The 18,292-nt window shown below is 71.9% G+C and carries 15 protein-coding genes and 1 tRNA gene; 8 read left to right on the forward strand and 8 right to left on the reverse strand.

Annotation, left to right across the window (positions count from 1 at the left end):
* Nucleotides 1–29 precede the first annotated feature (29 nt).
* Complete coding sequence (locus ACX9GQ_RS02200; RefSeq protein ID WP_459627893.1) at nucleotides 30–485, forward strand: Crp/Fnr family transcriptional regulator; 456 nt, start codon at nucleotides 30–32, stop codon at nucleotides 483–485.
* Nucleotides 486–533: 48 nt separating this feature from the next.
* A complete protein-coding gene (locus ACX9GQ_RS02205) occupies nucleotides 534–1,448 on the forward strand; it encodes an MBL fold metallo-hydrolase (RefSeq protein ID WP_459627894.1) in 915 nt (304 codons plus the stop codon).
* Here ACX9GQ_RS02205 and ACX9GQ_RS02210 read toward each other — a convergent pair.
* The 7 genes from ACX9GQ_RS02210 to ACX9GQ_RS02240 all read right to left on the reverse strand — a co-directional run bounded on the left by ACX9GQ_RS02210 (nucleotide 1,410) and on the right by ACX9GQ_RS02240 (nucleotide 9,642).
* The gene (locus tag ACX9GQ_RS02210) at nucleotides 1,410–3,587 is read right to left on the reverse strand and encodes a CHASE2 domain-containing protein (RefSeq protein ID WP_459627895.1); all 2,178 of its coding nucleotides are present in this window, start codon (nucleotides 3,585–3,587) and stop codon (nucleotides 1,410–1,412) included. The two genes, ACX9GQ_RS02205 and ACX9GQ_RS02210, sit on opposite strands and share 39 nt — an antisense overlap.
* 184 nt (nucleotides 3,588–3,771) lie before the next feature.
* Nucleotides 3,772–4,419 carry an SOS response-associated peptidase gene (locus tag ACX9GQ_RS02215; protein ID WP_459627896.1) on the reverse strand — a complete coding sequence of 216 codons (648 nt, stop codon included), beginning with the start codon at nucleotides 4,417–4,419 and terminating at the stop codon, nucleotides 3,772–3,774.
* Between the two features lie 69 nt (nucleotides 4,420–4,488).
* Nucleotides 4,489–4,728: a hypothetical protein gene (locus ACX9GQ_RS02220; protein WP_459627897.1), complete on the reverse strand. Its 240-nt coding sequence runs from the start codon at nucleotides 4,726–4,728 to the stop codon at nucleotides 4,489–4,491.
* A gap of 189 nt (nucleotides 4,729–4,917) precedes the next feature.
* A complete protein-coding gene (locus tag ACX9GQ_RS02225; protein ID WP_459627898.1) occupies nucleotides 4,918–7,467 on the reverse strand; it encodes an arylsulfatase in 2,550 nt (849 codons plus the stop codon).
* Between the two features lie 523 nt (nucleotides 7,468–7,990).
* Nucleotides 7,991–8,067 (reverse strand) — tRNA-His (locus ACX9GQ_RS02230).
* A 147-nt stretch (nucleotides 8,068–8,214) separates the two neighbouring features.
* Nucleotides 8,215–9,027: a phasin family protein gene (locus ACX9GQ_RS02235; protein ID WP_459627899.1), complete on the reverse strand. Its 813-nt coding sequence runs from the start codon at nucleotides 9,025–9,027 to the stop codon at nucleotides 8,215–8,217.
* Nucleotides 9,028–9,165: 138 nt separating this feature from the next.
* A complete protein-coding gene (locus ACX9GQ_RS02240; RefSeq protein ID WP_459627900.1) occupies nucleotides 9,166–9,642 on the reverse strand; it encodes a phasin in 477 nt (158 codons plus the stop codon).
* A gap of 253 nt (nucleotides 9,643–9,895) precedes the next feature.
* On the opposite strand from ACX9GQ_RS02240, the gene ACX9GQ_RS02245 reads away from it, so the two are divergent.
* The 3 genes from ACX9GQ_RS02245 (at nucleotide 9,896) to ACX9GQ_RS02255 (ending at nucleotide 14,844) form a co-directional block, all read left to right on the forward strand.
* Nucleotides 9,896–12,958, forward strand: coding sequence for a PAS domain-containing sensor histidine kinase (locus tag ACX9GQ_RS02245; RefSeq protein ID WP_459627901.1), 3,063 nt, complete (start codon nucleotides 9,896–9,898; stop codon nucleotides 12,956–12,958).
* Between the two features lie 77 nt (nucleotides 12,959–13,035).
* A complete protein-coding gene (locus ACX9GQ_RS02250; protein WP_459627902.1) occupies nucleotides 13,036–14,193 on the forward strand; it encodes an acyl-CoA dehydrogenase family protein in 1,158 nt (385 codons plus the stop codon).
* Between the two features lie 462 nt (nucleotides 14,194–14,655).
* Nucleotides 14,656–14,844, forward strand: coding sequence for a DUF3008 family protein (locus ACX9GQ_RS02255; RefSeq protein ID WP_459627903.1), 189 nt, complete (start codon nucleotides 14,656–14,658; stop codon nucleotides 14,842–14,844).
* A gap of 169 nt (nucleotides 14,845–15,013) precedes the next feature.
* Here ACX9GQ_RS02255 and ACX9GQ_RS02260 read toward each other — a convergent pair whose 3' ends face one another.
* The gene (locus ACX9GQ_RS02260; RefSeq protein WP_459627904.1) at nucleotides 15,014–15,907 is read right to left on the reverse strand and encodes a substrate-binding domain-containing protein; all 894 of its coding nucleotides are present in this window, start codon (nucleotides 15,905–15,907) and stop codon (nucleotides 15,014–15,016) included.
* A gap of 89 nt (nucleotides 15,908–15,996) precedes the next feature.
* On the opposite strand from ACX9GQ_RS02260, the gene ACX9GQ_RS02265 reads away from it, so the two are divergent.
* Genes ACX9GQ_RS02265 through ACX9GQ_RS02275 form a run of 3 tightly spaced genes read left to right on the forward strand, consistent with a single transcriptional unit; the run spans nucleotide 15,997 to nucleotide 18,291 of the window.
* Nucleotides 15,997–16,698 carry an ABC transporter permease gene (locus ACX9GQ_RS02265; RefSeq protein WP_459627905.1) on the forward strand — a complete coding sequence of 234 codons (702 nt, stop codon included), beginning with the start codon at nucleotides 15,997–15,999 and terminating at the stop codon, nucleotides 16,696–16,698.
* Between the two features lie 4 nt (nucleotides 16,699–16,702).
* Nucleotides 16,703–17,428: an ATP-binding cassette domain-containing protein gene (locus tag ACX9GQ_RS02270; RefSeq protein ID WP_459627906.1), complete on the forward strand. Its 726-nt coding sequence runs from the start codon at nucleotides 16,703–16,705 to the stop codon at nucleotides 17,426–17,428.
* 50 nt (nucleotides 17,429–17,478) lie between these two features.
* Entirely contained in the window at nucleotides 17,479–18,291 is an 813-nt protein-coding gene (locus ACX9GQ_RS02275) for an ABC transporter substrate-binding protein (RefSeq protein ID WP_459627998.1), read from the forward strand.
* Nucleotide 18,292: the final 1 nt, after the last annotated feature.

Here is an 18,292-nt window from a genome sequence, read left to right on the forward strand (position 1 = left end):
TCCGGCCATGAACCGAGCGGGACGCGCCGATGGGACTTGAAGCCGAAGTCGAAAGCCTGCGGGCCGTGCCCATCTTCAAGGGGCTCGATCCGCGCCGCCTGAAGCTGATCGCGTTCACCAGCCAGCGGCTGTCCTTCAAGACGGGCGACGTGATGTTCCGCCAGGGCAGCGACAGCGACTGCGCCTACGTCATCATCGAGGGCTCGGCGGACGTCGTGCTGGAGACGGCGTCCGGGCCGCTCGTCGTGTCGCGCATCGGCGCCCGCTCGCTGGTGGGCGAGATGGGCGTCATCACCGGCGCCCCGCGCTCGGCCTCGGTCATCGCCGCGTCCGACGCCAGCGTGCTGCGGTTGCCACGGGATCATTTCTTAAGCTTATTGGAAGAATTCTCTCAATTGGCGCTGGCGGTCATGCGAGACCTCGCCCATCGCCTCGAGGCCACCAACCGGCTGCTCGTCTCGCGCAGCGAGTCGAAGCCGGGCTGAGGACCTCGGCGGACAGGACACGACGCCGCGCGCGGCGGGAAGGACTTGATGACGCCTTACGGTCGCACGGGCCTCGATCTCGACGGGGCCGCACAATCCGGCCACCTGCGCGGCATTTCCGTTCGCTTCTGGGGCGTTCGCGGCTCCTTCACGGTCGCCGACCCGCGCGTGAAGCGCTACGGCGGCAACACGTCCTGCGTCGAGGTGCGCCTCGCCGACCGCATGTTCGTGGTCGACGCCGGGTCGGGCATCATCGGCCTCGGGCAGGTGCTGGCGCAGGAGGCGCACGAGGAGGTCAACGTCCTCCTCAGCCATCTCCACCACGATCACATCGCGGGGCTCGCCTTCTTCGAGCCGCTGTTCCGCGAGGGCACCACGGTGCGCATCCACTGCGGCAACCTCGGCGGCCAGACGGCGCAGGCCGCTCTGGACAGGATGTTCGACGAACCGCTGTTCCCGCTGCGGCTCTCCAGCCTGCCGGGCACGATCGAGCATGTCGGCTTCGAGGCGGGCGGGACGCTGCGCTTCGGCAATGCCTGCGAGGTGCGGACCTGCCGCCTGGCGCATCCGGGCGGCGCCACGGGCTACCGGTTCGAGCACGGCGGGCGCAGCGTCTGCTACGTCAGCGACGTGGAGCACGCGCCGGAGGGGTTCGACAAGGACCTCGTCGCCTTCGTCGCAGGCGCCGACCTCGTCATCTACGACACCACCTACACCGAGCGCGAGTATCCCGGCCATGTCGGCTGGGGCCACTCGACGTGGCAGGCGGGCGTGGCGCTGTGCAAGGCCGCCGGAGCCCGCGCGCTCGCGGCCTTCCACCACCATCCGTTCCGCGACGACGCCGCGCTCGACGCCATCGAGGCGGAACTGTCGGAAGCGCTGCCCGGCTCGTTCGTCGCCCGCGAGGTGCAGACCCTCGTCCTCTCAACCCCCGGCGACTACCCGTTCATGATCGGCGTCTGACGCCGCCCCGGCCGACAGCGACAGCCGCCACGCCGCGTAGGTTCCGCCGAGTTCCGCCCCGATCGGGTGGCGCTCCAGCAGGGCGATGAGGCCCTCCGCACCCGGCGCTCCCGAGCGCACCGCGTCCAGCGCCCGGTGGTGGGCGGCGGCGAAGGCGGGAAACTCCTCCCCGGCGGCCTCCAGCGTCCCCAGCAGCGCGTGGATTCGCGTCTCGCGGGCCTGTCCCTTGAGCCGCAGCACGTCGACGGCGAGGAAGGCGAAGCCCGGTGCCGCCTCGCGCACGTCGTCCGAAACGAGGATCGGCACGCCGTAGGCCTTGGTCAGCGGCTCCAGCCGCGCGGCGGTGTTCACGGCGTCGCCGACGATGGAGTAGTCGAAGCGCAGCGCCGAGCCCATGTTGCCGACGCAGGCGAAGCCTGTGTGAAGGCCGATGCCGAGCCCGAGGGGCGTCGCCAGCGCCTCCTCTCCGATCTCGGCGGCGAGCGCGCTGCGGATCGCCGGCAGCGCCTCGGCCATGCGCAAGGCCGCGCGGCAGGCGCGGGCCGCGTGGTCGGGCACGTCGACCGGCGCGTTCCAGAAGGCGAGGAGCCCGTCGCCGATGTACTTGTCGATCGTGCCGTTTTCTTCCAGCACCGCCTGCGTCAGCGGCGTGTGCATGGCGTTGAGGAAGCGGATCACCGCCTCGGCCGGCATGCTCTCGGCGAAGGGCGTGAAGCCGCGCAGGTCGAAGAACAGGATCGACAGCGGCCGCGTCTGCCCGCCGAGCTTGAGGAGCGAGGGATCACGCGAGAGGGTGCGGACGATCTCCGGCGACACGTAGTGCGAGAAGGCCTCGCGGATCTGCCGGCGCTCGCCCTCGGTGCGGCGGAAGACGATGACGGTGGCGACGGCGAAGGCGGCGACGATCGTCGCGCCCGGGACTACGGGCTCCAGCACGAGCCCGCCGCGGACGAAGGCGGCGAAGGCGCCGATCCACAGTCCGCCGAGAAGCGCGACGAGCCCCAGCGCCGCGCCCACCGGCCGCAGCGTGCGGGCGAGCAGCACGGCGACGACGGATCCGAGCAGCAGCACAGCGATCTCGATGCCGCGGGCATAGTCAGGCCGCACGAGGAACTGGCCCTGCAGCACCTGACCGATCACCTCGGCGTGGATGTCGACCCCCGGCACGCTCGCGTCGAGGGGCGTCGCCTTCACGTCGCCCAGCGCCATGGCGCTCGTCCCGATGAGGACGATGCGACCCTCCACCTCCTCGCGCGCCAGCGCTCCGGGCTCGACGACCCGCCAGAACGGGATCGCGCGCTGCTCCCGCCCCGCGGCGTAGCGGATGCGAACGGAGCTGTCCGCGTCGGTGGGCACCACCGTGCTGCCCACCCGCAGCGCGGCGACCCCGGCGGCCGTCGTGCTCACCGCTGCCGTGGCACCGCCCTGGGCGACCCGTAGCGTCTCCAGCGCCAGGGAAGGCACCACGCGGCCGTCGCCGTCGAAGAGCAGCGGCACGCGGCGGACGACGAGGTCCCTGTCCGGGATCCAGTTCACCGCCCCCTGGCCGCGCGCGGCGGCGGCCAGCACGGGCAGCGTCGGGATCGCCCCGCCGAACCGCGGGAGGAAGGGCTGCGGCGGGCCGCCGAGGAAGGCGAAGCCGGCCGTGCCTGCGGGCGGCGGCTGCCCGCCGAAGTCGGACAGGGCGAAGCCGAGCACCGTGGGAGTGCTGCCCATCGCCCGCGCCAGCGCGGCATCGTGCGAGCGGCCGCTGAGGATCCGGGCGACCGCCTCCCGCTCCGCGCCGGCGGGCAGGGCGGCGACGATCTCCTCGGGAGAGGTGCGGTCGGGCTCGGTGAAGAGGATGTCGAGCGCCACCACGCGGGCGCCCAGCCCGCCCAGCCGTTCGACGGCCTCGGCGATGCGGTCGCGCGGCCAGGGCCACTGGCCGATGCGACGCAGCGACTCGTCGTCGACATGCACGACCCGCACGAGGTCGTCCTGCGCGGGCCGCGGCGCCAGCCGCTGGAAGCCGTCGAACACGAGGTTGCGCAGTCCCTGCAGGCCGGGGCCGTCCTGCAATGCGAGCATGGTGCCGAGCACGAGCGGGGCCGCCGTGAGCACCGCGCCCCCGATCATCCCGCCGAACCGGCGCCCCATCACGGTCCCCCTGCGTCGTCCCCTGTCCACGATCCCTGCCTTAAGCGTCACCGGTGAAGCTTCGCTGCATGGCGGGGCGGCGCGGCGCGCTCACCTCGTGTCGAGGTTGACGCTTCCTTGCCGGGCGCGACAGGGCGGATCCGCCGGGGGCGGGCGTTGCGGAGCGGGTTCCGGACCGGGTCCGTCAGGCCGGCGCGGGGGCGGCGTCCTGACGGGGACCGCGGGCGACCACGCTCAGGCTGCCGTCCGGGAGCGGCACCTGCAGGGAGCCCAGCTCCTCGGCAGGCGCCGAGAGCCACCGCTCCATCGCCTCCGGCTCCGCCAGGACGACGGGCATGGCCTTGGGGTGGATGGCACCCACCTCGGCGTTGGGCTCGCAGGTGAGGAACGAGAAGACGAGGTGCTCCGCCGGCTCCTCGGATGCCTTGCGCGCTCCCCACCAGCGGCGCCAGAGTCCGGCGAAGGCGAAAAGGGGCCTGTCCTCGCCGAGGGCGAACCACACGGCGGTCTTGCGGGGCTGCGTGTCCTCGTACTCGCAGAAGCTCGTCGCCGGCACGAGGCAGCGGTGCTGCGGCTTCAGCCAGGCGCGCCAGTGCGGGGAGGCGAGGTTGCGGATGTTGGTGACCGGCCGCTCGCCGGCCTGCTTCGGGCCGGGCATGCCCCAGCGCATCGTGACGAGTTCCCGGCCGTCCTCGCCCTCGCGCACGACGGGCGCCATCTGGTCCGGGAAGATCGCGGGAAGCGGCGGCAGGTTGCCCGCACGGTCGTGCATGGCCCGCGTGAGCTCGCGGATCGCCTGCTGCCCCTTGGTCATGCTGTAGAGGTTGCACATGGCGGCGAGACTACGCCGCCGCGCCTGCGAGGCAAGCCGAGGTGGGCCGGACGGGTCCGCCGCGGCGCGTCAGGCGACGCCGGCCAGCCGCGGAATGCGCACCCACGTCACGCCGGCGAGGAAGTCGCCGACGCCGGTGGCCATGAACGCCCGCAGCCGGGCATCCTGCTCGTCGGCGCAGGGGGTGACGACGGTTCGGCCCTCGCTGCCGTTGGACAGAAGCCAGCGGCGGCCGGACGGGTCGTTCCAGTCGGGCATGATCTGAACCATCGCGATCTCGTCGTTGGTGTTCGCAGGGCTCAAGACCACGGCAGGCCCCCTTTCCGGAGAGGACAAAGAAGGCTTTGGGGGAGGCCCTCATCGTGACGGCGGGGATGCTTTCGCGCAAGCGAATTTGTCGTTAAGCGGCCACGCCACATCCGGCAAGCGAGGTGTCCTCGCCTGCCGGACGAAACCGTGACCGACGCGACGCGGTGCCTGCCGCGCCGGTCATGGGCCTCATTTCTTGGCCGGCTTGGCAGCGGCTGCGCCGTCTGCCGCCGCGGCCATCGCGGCCTCCAGCGCCTTGACGTCGGCCGGCGAGAGCTGCGGGCGATCGACCTTGATGGTCAGCCTGTTGAGCTTCGCCGTCAGCGGGAAGGGCGGCTTGTAGTCGGCGTCGTTCACGCCCGTCAGGGTGTCCGAGCCGATGTCGAAGGCCTCGTCCCACTGCAGGATCATCGGCAGCGTCTGGTCGAGCTTGATGGTCTGCACCACCTTGCCGTCGACCTTCAGCGTGCCGGTGCCCGACCGGCCGATGCCGCTGGCGTTGTTGAAGGCGAGGGTGCCGGCGCCGAGGCCCTCGTAGCGGAAATCGAACTCGAGCACGTGCCGGCCGGGGGACAGCGCGTCGGGCCCTTCCCACTTCACCCGCTTCAGGTCGACGAGGTTCCACAGGAACACCGGCTTGCCCTGCAGCAGGTAGAAGCCGTAGCCCGCGAACCGTCCGCCGGACGTGAGGATCATCCCCTCGGCCCCGCCCTGCGGCACGTCGACGTCGGCGGTGATCGTGTAGGAGCTGTTGAGGAGGCTCGGGCTGTCACCCTGCGGCAGGCCCGTCATCGGCCGCGTGTACACGAACTCGGTCCGGCCGGCCGTGATGTTGGGCCGCGGCGCCACGATGCGCGCGCCGACCGAGGCGTCCATCGGGAACACCTGGTACTTGCGAGCCTCCGCCTCGAACCTGGCCCGCATCGCCTTGACGCGCTGCGGGTACTGCTTGGACACGTCGACGCGCTGGTTGAAGTCCTTGCGCAGGTCGAACAGCTGGAAGACCTGGTTGTTCAGCGGGTCGGCGTTGGCCGGGCCGAAGGCCTCCCACGGCGCGCGGTTGACGGCGGTGCTGAGGAACCAGCCGTCGTCGTAGAGGGCGTACTGGCCCATCATCTCGAAGTACTGGGTCTTGTGGCGGGTCGGCGCCTTCGCGTTCTTCGGGTCGAAGGTGTAGAGGAAGCTCGTCCCCTCGATCGGCGCCTGCTTGATGCCGTCGACCTCCTCGGGCGCGCGGATGCCGGCCGCCTCCAGGATGGTCGGCACGACGTCGATGACGTGCACGAACTGCTCGCGCAGCGCACCCTTCTCCTTGATGCGGGCCGGCCAGCGGACGGCCATGTTCTGGTTGATGCCGCCGAGCTGCGAGGCGTTCTGCTTGAACCACGGGAACGGCGTGTCGAAGGCCCAGGACCAGCCGGCAGACATGTGGTTGTAGGTGAGGTCCGTGCCCCACACGTCGTAGAACTTCATCTGCACCTCGGCGGGCAGCGCGTTGAGGCCGTTGAAGAACGCGACCTCGTTGGGCGTGCCGAGCGGACCGCCCTCCGCGGAGGTGCCGTTGTCGCCGTTGATGTAGATGACGAGCGTGTTGTCGAGCTGTCCGATGTCCTCGAAGGCCTTGATGACGCGGCCGATCTCGTGGTCGCTGTAGGCCGCGTAGGCGGCGAAGACCTCGACCTGCCGGATGAACAGCTTCTTCTCGACGTCCGTCAGCTTGTCCCACGGCTTCAGGTGCTCGGCCGGCCACGGCGGCAGCTCCGTGGACTGCGGCACGACGCCCAGCCGCTTCTGGTTGGCGAGGATGCGTTCGCGCAGCTTCTCGTAGCCGTCGTCGAACAGGTGCATCGCCTGGATCTTCTCCACCCACTCCTTCGTCGGATGGTGCGGCGCGTGCGTGGCGCCGGGGGCGTACTTCACGAAGATCGGCTTGCCCGGCTGGATCTGGTTCATCCGCGTCACGTAGTCGATGGCGTCGTCGGCCATCGCGGTGACGAGGTTCCACGTGCCCGGCGCCTTGCCCTCGAAGGGGTAGATCTGCGTCGTGTTGCGGAAGAGGTTCGGCTGCCACTGGTTGGCGTCGCCGCCGACGAAGCCGTAGAAGTACTCGAAGCCCATGCCGATGGGCCACTGGTCGAACGGCCCCGTCTGGCTCGCCTGGAAGGCGGGCACGTTGTGGTCCTTGCCGAACCACGCGGTGGAGTAGCCGTTGTCCTTCAGCATGCGGCCGATCGTGGCCTTGTCGCGGTCGATGATGCTGTTGTAGCCGGGGAAGCCCGTCGACTGCTCCGAGATCACGCCGAACCCGGCGGAGTGGTGGTTGCGCCCGGTGATGAGGGCTGCGCGCGTCGGCGAGCACAGCGCGGTCGAGAACACCCGGTTGTAGCGCAGGCCCTCGTCGGCGATGCGGTCCAGCGAGGGCGTCGGGATCACCCCGCCGAAGGTGCTCGGCACGCCGAAGCCGGCGTCGTCGGTGATGATCAGGAGCACGTTCGGCGCGCCCTTCGGCGGCACGACGCGCGGTGCCCACCACGGCTTCGACTGCAGGGCATCGTTCTTGATGACGCCGCCGAAGGCCGGGTCCGGAGGCGGCAGCTGCCGCCCATCGAGGGACATGGTCGCCCCCGGCGAGCCGATCGGCGGGGCCTTCTGAGCGTCCGCCGGGCCTGCCAGCGCAGCCAGGCCGAAAGCGAGGGCGAGCGCCCCCATCGATCCACGCATGGTGCAACCAGCCGTCATCGCACGCCCCCTTGGTGTAGAGTCCCTCGTTGCACCGACCTTAACCGGGAGGGGCAGGGCGAACCTTGCGTTTTGGGGTCATAAGTAGTCGTGCGGAGGATGTCCGGGCACCGGGGGAGGCGTGCCCGCGCCGCGTACTTCAGTTTCCAATCCTGGCACTCGACAGGCAGTGCCGCGCGTCGCGACGGTGCTCCGTGATCCGCCATTCATGGCATCGAAACGTCGATCAACGGCCTGACGATCGAGGACTTGCGACCGACGACTTGCGATCGACGAACTGCGATCGAGCGTCGGCGGGCTCAGGGTGGCGATGCCGAAAGCGATCGGCCTCTATGCGATGGGCCACGGCGTGGGGCAGCGCCTCCCGCCTGGCGCAAGCACCCCGCCGATCGATCGCGGCGTCATCCTGTGCCGCCAGCGTGCGCGTCGCGCCGTGCCTGTCCCGGTCGGGCCCAGCCCCAATCCGCAGCTTGCGCGGCGCAAGCCATCGATCCGGTATCTCTGCATTTTCGAGAAGGCGGGGTGGTACAGCTGCCCCGGCTCGAACGGGGGACCCCCAGATCCACAATCTGGTGCTCTAACCAACTGAGCTACAGCTGCACGAAGCGCGTGTGCGGTGGGGACGTTTAGGCCGATCGCGTCCGCTTTTCAAGCCGAATGTCGGCCTCTCGACAGCGTCGCGGAAGCGGCCGCGGCGGGAGGCCGCGGCCGGGGAGGGGACGGGAGGCGTGGACGGCCCGCGCGGCCTCAGGAGGCGCGGTGCAGCGTCGCGTCGAGGGCCTTGCGCACGGGCGCGGCGGTCTCGGTCGCGGTCTTGTTGACGATGCCGGCGAGCGTCTTGGCCTGCGCCGTCATCGTCTCGAACTGCAGGCGGGCGTGGCGGGCCTGGAGCTCGATGGCCTCCGACAGGGTCTTCACGCCGGCGAGTGCGCGCAGGAAGCCCAGCGTCGCATCGGCGTTCGACTGGATCTGTTCCAGCATCGTGGTCGAGAAGCTCTGCAGGCCACGGGCAGCGGCCTCGCCGCTCGTGTTCAGCCCGCTCGAGAGCGTCTCCGCCGACTGGCGGATCGTCGCATAGGCCTCGCGCGCCTGGGCGAGGCCGGTGTCCGCGACGCCCTTCACTGCCTTCGGCAGAGCCTCCGGCGGCAGAACGGCCGTGACGGCGGCGACCGGCGTCAGCGTCAGCGGCGCCGGGGGAGCCTCTGCCTTGGCGACGGGAGCAACCGGAACAGGCTTCACGGCCGGCGCGGGAGTGGCCTCGACCTGCGGGGCCTCGACCCTCGGGGCGGCCGCGGCGACCGTCGCCGGCGCGGGGACCACCGGAGCGGCGGGCTTCACGGGAACGCTCTTCGCCGCCGCGGGCGCGGGCGCCTTCACGAGAGCCGACCTTTCGGCGGCGGGCTTTGCAGCAGCGGGCTTGGCCGGCGCGGGCTTCGCCGTCGCCTGGGGCACGGACTTGGCTGCCACCGGCCTGGCGGCCACGGGCTTCGTGGCGACGGGCTTGGCGGCGAGGGCCTTGGGGGCGGCGCGGCGCGCCGGCGTCTTCGTCGGGGCGGGCATGGTCGACCTCTCCAGCTTCACGGCCCGGCGCGGGTGCGACCGGGCGGGGAAGGGGCCGCCGGGCAGGACAGGGTCCCGCGGGCCGCCCCGGGTTGCGCGGCGCGGGCGCGGCCTAAGCCGGCGCCCGCGAGCGGCCTGTTACTTGCGCTTGGTCACCTCGGCGGTGGCCTTCTGCAGGGTGGCCTGGGCGTCGGCCGCGGCCTTCTGCACCTCTGCGGTCGCCTTCTGGACCGTGGCCTGCGCCTCGGTGGCGGCCTTCTGCAGGTTGGTCTGCATGGCGGTGCCGAGCTCCTTCATCTGCGACTGCAGAGCGGCGGCCTGCGCCTTCAGGTACTCGGTCTGGAGGTGCATCATCTCCTGCACGTCCTTCGCCTTCACCAGGGCGGAAGCATGCTCGAAGGCGGCGCCGACATTCTGCTCGGCGAAGCTGAACGCCTTCGTGGCGAACTCCTTGCCGTTGGCCTGGAGCGTCGCGGTCTGCGTCTCGGCGGCCGAGACGGCCTTGGTGGCCGCGCCGACGAAGCCGTCGAAGGCCTTGCGGGCCTGCTCGACGCTCTTCTCGGCGAAGTCGCGCATCTCGGTGGGAATCTCGTAGGAGGTCGGGCTCTTGGCCATGTTCGCAATCCTCAGCGGAGCCTGTGGCGTTGGCACCCGCCGAGCGTCGGCTCCGGGCGACGGCGTGCCGTTCATTGTGCAGTGCAACATAATGATGCGATGCACAATCGTCAAGGGCGGACCGGGGACCCGTTAACGTAAACCCGCGACGGGCGGCCGGCGAGTCCACCGGTTCGTTTACGCGGGCCGCGCGGGTCCCTAGAATTAAGCATTCATTGACCATAACGGGTTCCGACCCGTGGGGGAGCAGGGCGTGGCGCAGGAGAGCGGGCCGGAGAGCGGCGTGCGTCGGCAGGTCGTCGCCGACATGGCGGCGGCCGCGGGGGCGGGGGCCCCCGTGGCGGCGCTTGCCGCCGACGGCGCGACGGTGCTGTGGGCCAGCGCCGCCGGCCTTGCGCTGCTGGGCCTGCCGCCCCAGTCGACGCTGCCTGCCGCGCTCGACCCGTCCCGCCTGCCGGTGGCCCGCTTCGCCGAGCTCGCGGCCGGGCTCGCGCCTGTCGCCGGCCAGCGGCTGGAGCGCCTCCGGCTCCCTGTGGGGCGCCGGCTCGACCTCGTGACCCTGGCCTGCCGCCGCGTCGTGGGCGGCGGAGGGCCGGACTTCCTGATGCTCGCCGGCACGCCGCCCCGTGGCGCGGCTCCGCAGCCGGTGCCCGAATTGACCGCCCTGCTGGCGGTGGCGCCGGGTCCGCAGACGGACGCCGTTCTCACCGCCGAGGCCCTCGTCGCCAGGGCCGGAGGCCGGCCGTTCCTGCGCTTCATCTGGCAGTGCGACGGCTCGGGCCGCATCACCGCGCTGTCGCCGGACCTCGGCTCCGCCATCGGCGCCGCGATGCCGGCCGACGCGGAGACGTGGCCGGCCTTCGAGGCGCGGGCGCTCGTCGACTCCGAAGGCCGCGTCGGCGCCGCGGTGGCCGCCGGCCGCACGTTCACCGGTCTCGACGTGACGTGGCGCCTCGCCTCGGGCGGCCATGCCGTGCCCGTGTCCCTCTCGGGCGTGCCGACGGTCGTGGACCGTGTCGTCACCGGGTTCCGCGGGTTCGGCCTCGTGCGCCTCGCCGGCCTCGTCGTGCTCGATGCCGGGATTGCGCTCGACGCGCACAGCGAGCCGCCGCCGGTCCAGACCGAAGTCCCGCAGCCGGCCGAAGGCCCTGCCGCGGATGAACCGGCTCCGGTCGAGGCTTCTGCCGAGTCCTCGTCTTCGGCTCCTTCGGACGACGAGGTGATCGATCTCGCGGAGGAGGGGGCCCTTCCGCCTCCCGCGACGTCCGTGGTCCCGTTCCCGCCGCGCACCCCGCCTGAGCCGGTCGACCCGAAAGTGGTCCCGCTGCGCGGCGCGCCGCAGCGTCCGCCGGTCCCGGATGCCGGTCGCGGGCTGAGCCGCAGCGAACGGCATGCCTTCCGCGAGATCGCGCGGGCGCTCGGCGCCCGCATCGAGGGCGAGGACGAGGGTGACGATGCGGTCGTCGAACCGGCTGCTGCCGCGGAAGCGGAGACCGCGGCGCCGGAGCCTTCCGCGGGCCGCCCGTCGTCGTCGAGCCCTGCCGAGGCCGCCGCCGCGACTGGCAGTGCGGGCGCCCCGGCCCTGACACCCGCCGCCGAGGCGGCGCTGCGGGCCGCTGCGGCCGCGGAGGCAGCTGCCGCGGAGGCGGTGCGTGCGGGGGCGCCCGACGACGGCGCGATGGCCGGTGCGGCCGGCGGCACGGAGGCAACGGTCGATCGGGGCCTTGCTGCTGACGAGACGCCCGCCCCTGCCGCCGTGGCGGAGGTTTCCGCCCCGGTGCTGCCGGTGCCCGTCGTCGCCGCGGCCCCGGAAGCGCCTGCGTTGTCCGACCTCGCCCGCCACGCCGAGGAGCTGTTCGATCGCCTGCCCATCGGCGTGCTGGTGTGCCGCGGCGAGGTGCCGATCGTCATGAACAGGACGCTCCGCGACCTCGTCGGCTGGGATTCGATCGACGCCTTCTACGACGGCGGCGGGCTCGCCCGGATGTTCCGCGGGCGCGGCGCGGAGGCGATCCCGGCGGGCGGCGAGGGCGGCACGGTCGCCCTCACCACGCGCGACGGCGACATCGTCGCGGTCGACGCGCGCATCCAGACCCTGTCGTGGGACGGGCTTCCGGCGACGCTGATGAGCTTCCGACGCGCCGCCGACGTCGACCTGACGCCGCGCCTCAAGGCGGCGGAACTGGAGCTGCGGCGCCGCGAGTCCGAGGAGCGCGAGCTGCGCGCCATCCTCGACACCGCCACCGACGGCGTCATCGTGCTGGACGTCGACGGGCGCATCCTCAGCATCAACCGCTCGGGCGAGGCGCTGTTCGGCTACGACCAGAAGGAGATCGCCGGGGAGACCTTCATCTCCCTGCTGGCGCCCGACAGCCACGCGACCGCCCTCGACTACCTCGAGGGGCTGAAGTCGAACGGCGTCGCCAGCGTCCTCAATGACGGCCGCGAGGTGGTGGGGCGCGTGCGCCAGGGTGGGCGCATCCCGCTGTTCATGACGCTCGGCGCCATCTCGACGGCGCCGGAGGTGCGCTTCTGCGCCGTGCTGCGCGACATCACGCCGTGGAAGAAGGCCGAGGCCGACCTGATGGAGGCGAAGAAGGCGGCCGAGGCGGCAAGCTCGCAGAAGTCCGACTTCCTCGCCAAGATCAGCCACGAGATCCGCACGCCGCTCTCCGCCATCATCGGCTTTGCCGAGGTGATGATCGAGGAACGCTTCGGCCCCGTCGGCAACGAGCGCTACCTCGAGTACCTGCGCGACATCCATTCGTCGGGCGGGCACGTCATCAGCCTCGTCAACGACCTGCTCGACCTCTCCAAGATCGAGGCCGGGCGCTTCGACCTCACCTTCGTCGGCGTCGACGTGAACGAGATTGTCTCGCGCTCGGTGTCGCTCATGCAGCCGCAGGCCGGCGCCTCGCGGGTGGTCGTGCGCACGGCGCTCTCCGCCCGGCTGCCGCGCGTCGTCGCGGACGAGCGATCGCTGCGGCAGATCGTGCTGAACCTGCTCTCCAACGCGGTGAAGTTTACCGATCCCGGCGGCCAGGTGATCGTCTCGACCGCCTTCACCGACCGTGGCGAGGTGGCGATCCGCGTGCGCGACACCGGCATCGGCATGACCGACAAGGAGATCGAGACGGCGCTGGAGCCCTTCCGGCAGCTCGCCACCGCGCGGCGCGCCGGCGGCACGGGCCTCGGCCTGCCGCTCACCAAGGCGCTGGTGGAGGCGAACCGCGCCACCATGACGATCCGCAGCGCACGCGACAGCGGCACGCTCGTCGAGGTGCTGTTCCCCACCAACCGGGTGCTTGCCGAGTAGCGGGGGCTCGCGCCGCGCCCGGGCCGCGCTACACTGCGCGGCGCGCTCCACTGCGGGCCGCACTTGGGACGACCGCCATGGACTTCGCCTTCACCGAGGAAGAACAGCTCATCCGCGCGACCGCCGAGCGGCTGGCGGCCGAGCGGCTCGCGCCCGTCGCCGCCCGGCTCGACCGCGGCGAGGGCCGCGACGAGCTCCTCGCCAACCTGCGCCTCCTCGCCGAGAACGGCTTCATGGCGCTCAACGTCGACCCCCGGTTCGGCGGCACCGGCGCCGGCACGGTGGCCTTCGCGCTCTCCGTCGAGGCGCTGGCCCATGCCTGCGCCGCGACGGCGGTGACCGTATCCGTGACCAACATGGTGGGCGAGGTGATCCAGGCGGTCGGCTCGGCCGAGCAGAAGGCACGCTGCCTGCCGCGTCTCGCCGACGGCACGTGGCCGGCGGGCGCATTCTGCCTCACGGAGAGCGGCGCAGGGTCCGACCCCGCGGGCATGGCGACGCGCGCGCGGCGCGACGGCGACCATTGGGTGCTCGACGGGCAGAAGCTCTACATCACCTCGGCCGAGTATGCCGGGGTCTTCGTGGTGTGGGCGGTCACGGACCCGGACCGGCCGAAGGGCAAGGGCATCTCCTGCTTCCTCGTCGAGGCCGGCACGCCGGGCCTCGTCGTCGGGCGCGCCGAGGAGAAGATGGGCCAGCACGGCTCGGCCACCAACACGGTGCACTTCGAGGGCTGCCGCGTCCCCGCCGGCGCGCTGATGGGACGAGAGAACGACGGCTTCCGCATCGCCGTCGGCGAACTCGCCGGCGGACGTATCGGCGTCGCCGCGCTGTCGCTCGGCATCGCGCGGGCGGCGATGGACGCGGCCAAGTCCTACGTCGCGGAGCGCCGGCAGTTCGGCCAGCGCGTCGCCGACTTCCAGGGCGTGCAGTGGATGATCGCCGACCGCGAGACGGACCTCGAGGCGGCCCGCCTGCTGATCCTCTCGGCCGCGGCGCGGAAGGACCGGGGCGAGCCCTTCGCCAAGGAGGCCTCCATGGCCAAGCTCTTCGCGTCCGAGGCCGCCCACCGCTGCACCGACACCGCGCTTCAGCTGCACGGCGGCGCCGGCTACGTGAAGGACTATCCGGTGGAGCGCTACGCCCGTGACGCGCGCATCACGCGCATCTACGAGGGCACCTCCGAGATCCAGCGGCTCATCATCGCTCGCGAGACGATGCGCAACGCGGGCTGAGGGGCCGCGCTGCCCCTGATCCGGCGCTGCGGGCGCGGGCAATGGCCCGCACCCCCGCGCCGGGTGAGGGAGCGTCGTCGCGAAGAGCGGATCGCGGAAGGCAGTCCGGTATCGGGGAAGCAAAAGGGGGGAGGCTGGACCGCCTTCCGCGCCGCTTCAGTTCCAGTGGGCCGGCCGCCGCGCGACGGCCGGCTTCAGTCCCGGCTCCGGGGAATCGTCACAACCCCTCGGCCTCGGCACGACGCGCGGGCCCTCGCGTCGCCTCCGGCCCCGGGCCGGATGGTCCGGTCCCATCCCGCGTCGAGGCCCGGGAATGATGCGCGATCACGCATGCGATGTAAAGTAATTATTCCTATCAATGCGGAGGGGACAAGGATTGGTTCCGTCAGCCGCCGGAGCATGGGGAACGTCGGGCTGCAGGCGCGATTGAGAGGGCGGTTCCACCGGTGACAGGAGACACCCATGCCCGCCAAGTCGAAGGCCCAGCAGAAGGCGGCTGGCGCGGCGCTTGCCGCCAAGCGCGGCGAGGTGCCGGCAAAGTCGCTGAAGGGCGCGTCGCGCTCGATGGCGAAGTCGATGGACCAGAAGCAGCTGCACGACCTCGCCGCGACGCCGCGCAAGGGCAAGCCCGACCACGTCCGGAAGAACTAGCGGCAACGAGGAGGCGGGGCCTCGTGCAAGTGGGGGCACCGTGGGACCGTGCCTTGCCTTCAGGCTCCGCGAAGGCCCCCCACCCCTGTCCCTCCCCACAAGGGGAAGGGGTGACGCTTGAGGTCGAGCGAACGTTGGAGGCCGGCCGGATGCCCGTCGGGCGCGATGCTCAGCGATTGAGACGCACGCGGCCGGCATCCGCGACGTCGTAGCCGCCGAGACGCGATGCCTGCGCGGCGAAGGCCGGATTGCGAACGGTCTCCAGGAGCAGCTGGAGGCCCGGTTCGAAGTAGGTCCGCCGGCGCATCGCGAGGTCGAAGCGCTCCCAGGCGAGCGGCAGGAACCCGAGCCCGGCGCCCGTCGCGACCGCGCGCGACGCGATCCCGCAGTCCACGTCGCCGGCACGGATCGCGGCGGCGAGGTCCGCTCCCGTCGGGAACGGCTCGTTGGCGGCCTGCACGTCGTCCAGCGTCATGCCCGCGCGCTCGAGGAGCACGGTCAGAAGGAGCTGGGCGCCCGCGCCGCGCTGGCGCAGGCCGAAGGAGAGGCGACGGCGGACGGCGTCCGCGAGCGATGCAACGCCGGCGGCGCCCGCCCCGAGGACCAGCCCCTGCTCGCGGCGCGCCAGCGCAATGAGGACGCAGTCGTGCAGATGGGAGCGCGAGGCGACGGCGCGGACGTTGGCATCCTCGTCGCCCGTGGCATCGTGGCAGTGAATGGCCGCCACGGCGACCTCGTCATGGTCGAGCCGGGCAAGGCCGGCCTCCGACCCTTCCGGCAGCATGGCGAGACCGCAGCCCGAGCGGCGGATCGCCCATTCCAGCAGCGGGTCGTGGCTGCCGCCGACGATGGGGGGCGTCGGGGCCGGCGCCATGCCGTCCGGCCGGCTCATGCCGGATTCGATCCAGCGATCGAGCGCCGCGCGCGGGAACAGCCACTTGCCGGTGACCTTCGAGCAGGGGATGCCGCCTTCGGCCACCAGTTCGTAGAGCTTGCGCTCCTTCAGGTGGAGGTACTTGGCCGCCTGCGCGGTCGTGAGGTACGAACCAAGCTGCTCTGACATGCAAAAACCTGCGGGGTTTACGAATTTGCCTTCCTGCGTGGCGAGACCATATGTGTGCGCGTTCCTGAGGGGAAGGGCCTGCCGCAGCCATGGATGTCGCGAGCGCGTTCTCAGCCGCGATCCGCCTGATCGTGACGCTCGATCCGGCGTTCACGCAGGTTGTCCTCCTGTCGCTGCGCGTGACGCTCTCGGCCGTGCTCATCGCCGCCGTCATCGGCCTGCCGCTCGGCGCGCTGCTGGCCCTCTCGCGCTTTCCGGGCCGCTCTGCCCTCGTCGTTCTCGTCAACACGCTGATGGGCCTGCCGCCGGTGGTGGCTGGACTCATGGTGTTCCTCGCGCTGTCGCGCTCCGGGCCGCTGGGCCCGCTCGGCCTGCTGTTCACGCCGGGCGCCATGATCGCGGCGCAGACGGTTCTCGTGCTGCCGATCGTCGTGGCCCTGACGCGGCAGGTGGTGGAGGACCTGTGGGCCGAGTACGGCGAGCACCTGCGCTCCCTCGGCCAGACCGGGCTCGCTGCCATCCCGACTCTGCTGTGGGACGCGCGCTTCTCGCTGGCGACCGCGCTGCTGGCCGGGTTCGGGCGGGCGAGCGCCGAGGTCGGCGCGGTGCTGATCGTCGGCGGCAACATCGCCGGCTACACCCGCACGATGACCACCTCCATCGCGCTCGAGACCTCCAAGGGCGACCTGCCGCTGGCGCTCGGCATGGGGATCGTGCTGATCCTGCTGACGCTGCTCATCAACGGGCTCACCTTCGGCGCCAGCCGCATCGGCGCCCGCCATGCGGGCTGAGCCGATGCGCGACACCCCCTCCATCCTGCCGCTGCGGGTCGAACGGCTGGGCTACGAGGCGGGCGGCGCGGACCTGCTGACGGACGTGTCGTTCGACATACCCGCCGGCGGCTGTACCGTCGTTCTCGGCCCCAACGGCGCGGGCAAGTCGCTGCTTCTGCGCCTGTGCCACGGGCTGATCGCGCCCTCGGCAGGGAGCGCGTCCTGGGCGCAGCCGGGCGGCGCGATCGCCGGGCGGCGGCGCCACGCCATGGTGTTCCAGCGGCCGGTGATGCTGCGCCGCTCGGCCCGCGCCAACATCCTGCATGCGCTGGCGGCGGCGGGCGCCGGCGGGGACCGGGACCGGCGGGCCGACGCCGCGCTTCAACGCTTCGGCCTCGAGGCGCTGGCGGACCGGCCGGCGCGGCTGCTGTCGGGCGGCGAGCAGCAGCGCCTCGCCATCGCGCGGGCGTGGGCGCTGTCGCCGGAGGTGATCTTCCTCGACGAGCCGACGTCGGCGCTGGACCCCGGCGCGACGCGGCAGATCGAAGCGATGCTGCAATCGCTGCGCGAGGAGGGCGTCACCCTCGTCATGGCGACGCATGACCTCGGCCAGGCCCGCCGCCTCGCCGACCGCGTGCTCATGCTCCACCGCGGCCGGCTCGTCGAAGCCGGTTCCGCCACACCCTTCTTCGCCGGCCCGCGCGCGGACGTCGCGCGGGCCTTCCTCGCCGGCGATCTCATCTGGTAATCCCGTCCAAGGAGGATCTCGTGACGAAACTCGGACTGACCCTCGGCCTGATGGCCGCTCTCGTGCTCGGCGCTCCCGCGCAGGCGCAGACGGCCCCGGCCGGCCAGCGCTTCATCACCGTGGCCTCGACCACCTCGACGCAGGACAGCGGCCTCTTCGGGTACCTGCTGCCGATCTTCACCGCCAAGACGGGCGTCGAGGTGAAGGTCGTGGCGCAGGGCACCGGGCAGGCGCTCGACACGGCGCGGCGCGGCGACGCGGACGTTGTGTTCGTCCACGCCAAGTCGCAGGAGGACAAGTTCGTCACGGAAGGCTTCGGGCTGCCCCGCCGCCCGGTGATGTACAACGACTTCGTCGTCATCGGCCCCGCCGCCGACCCGGCGAAGATCAAGGGCGGCAAGGATGTCGTCGTGGCGTTCAAGGCCATCCAGGAGAAGCAGGCGCCGTTCGTGTCGCGCGGCGACCGCTCGGGCACGCACACCGCCGAGCTTGCCCTGTGGCAGGCCGCCGGCATCGACATCGCCGCCGCCAAGGGGCCGTGGTACCGCGAGATCGGCCAGGGCATGGGCGCCGCGCTGAACACGGCCGGCGCGATGGGGGCTTACGTGCTGTCCGACCGCGCCACGTGGATCAGCTTCAAGAACCGTGGCGACCTCGGCATCGCGGTCGAGGGCGACCGCAAGCTCTTCAACCAGTACGGCGTGATCGTCGTGAACCCCGCGAAGCACCCGCACGTGAAGACCGCCGACGCGCAGCTCTTCGCCGACTGGCTGGTGAGCCCCGAGGGGCAGGCCGCCATCGCCGGCTACAAGATCAACGGCGAGCAGCTGTTCTACCCCAACGCCGGCCAGCCGGGAGCCTGAC

It is taken from the genome of Alsobacter sp. R-9 (genome assembly GCF_054612375.1).

What these genes read in the sequence shown, in the direction of transcription:
- ACX9GQ_RS02260 (WP_459627904.1), bottom strand. Translation starts at nt 15,907, where the DNA reads ATGTCAGAGCAGCTTGGTTCGTACCTCACGACCGCGCAGGCGGCCAAG.
- ACX9GQ_RS02205 (WP_459627894.1), top strand. Translation starts at nt 534, where the DNA reads ATGACGCCTTACGGTCGCACGGGCCTCGATCTCGACGGGGCCGCACAA.
- ACX9GQ_RS02225 (WP_459627898.1), bottom strand. Translation starts at nt 7,467, where the DNA reads ATGACGGCTGGTTGCACCATGCGTGGATCGATGGGGGCGCTCGCCCTC.
- ACX9GQ_RS02215 (WP_459627896.1), bottom strand. Translation starts at nt 4,419, where the DNA reads ATGTGCAACCTCTACAGCATGACCAAGGGGCAGCAGGCGATCCGCGAG.
- ACX9GQ_RS02200 (WP_459627893.1), top strand. Translation starts at nt 30, where the DNA reads ATGGGACTTGAAGCCGAAGTCGAAAGCCTGCGGGCCGTGCCCATCTTC.
- ACX9GQ_RS02210 (WP_459627895.1), bottom strand. Translation starts at nt 3,587, where the DNA reads ATGGGGCGCCGGTTCGGCGGGATGATCGGGGGCGCGGTGCTCACGGCG.
- ACX9GQ_RS02275 (WP_459627998.1), top strand. Translation starts at nt 17,479, where the DNA reads ATGGCCGCTCTCGTGCTCGGCGCTCCCGCGCAGGCGCAGACGGCCCCG.
- ACX9GQ_RS02265 (WP_459627905.1), top strand. Translation starts at nt 15,997, where the DNA reads ATGGATGTCGCGAGCGCGTTCTCAGCCGCGATCCGCCTGATCGTGACG.
- ACX9GQ_RS02255 (WP_459627903.1), top strand. Translation starts at nt 14,656, where the DNA reads ATGCCCGCCAAGTCGAAGGCCCAGCAGAAGGCGGCTGGCGCGGCGCTT.
- ACX9GQ_RS02250 (WP_459627902.1), top strand. Translation starts at nt 13,036, where the DNA reads ATGGACTTCGCCTTCACCGAGGAAGAACAGCTCATCCGCGCGACCGCC.
- ACX9GQ_RS02235 (WP_459627899.1), bottom strand. Translation starts at nt 9,027, where the DNA reads ATGCCCGCCCCGACGAAGACGCCGGCGCGCCGCGCCGCCCCCAAGGCC.
- ACX9GQ_RS02270 (WP_459627906.1), top strand. Translation starts at nt 16,703, where the DNA reads ATGCGCGACACCCCCTCCATCCTGCCGCTGCGGGTCGAACGGCTGGGC.
- ACX9GQ_RS02240 (WP_459627900.1), bottom strand. Translation starts at nt 9,642, where the DNA reads ATGGCCAAGAGCCCGACCTCCTACGAGATTCCCACCGAGATGCGCGAC.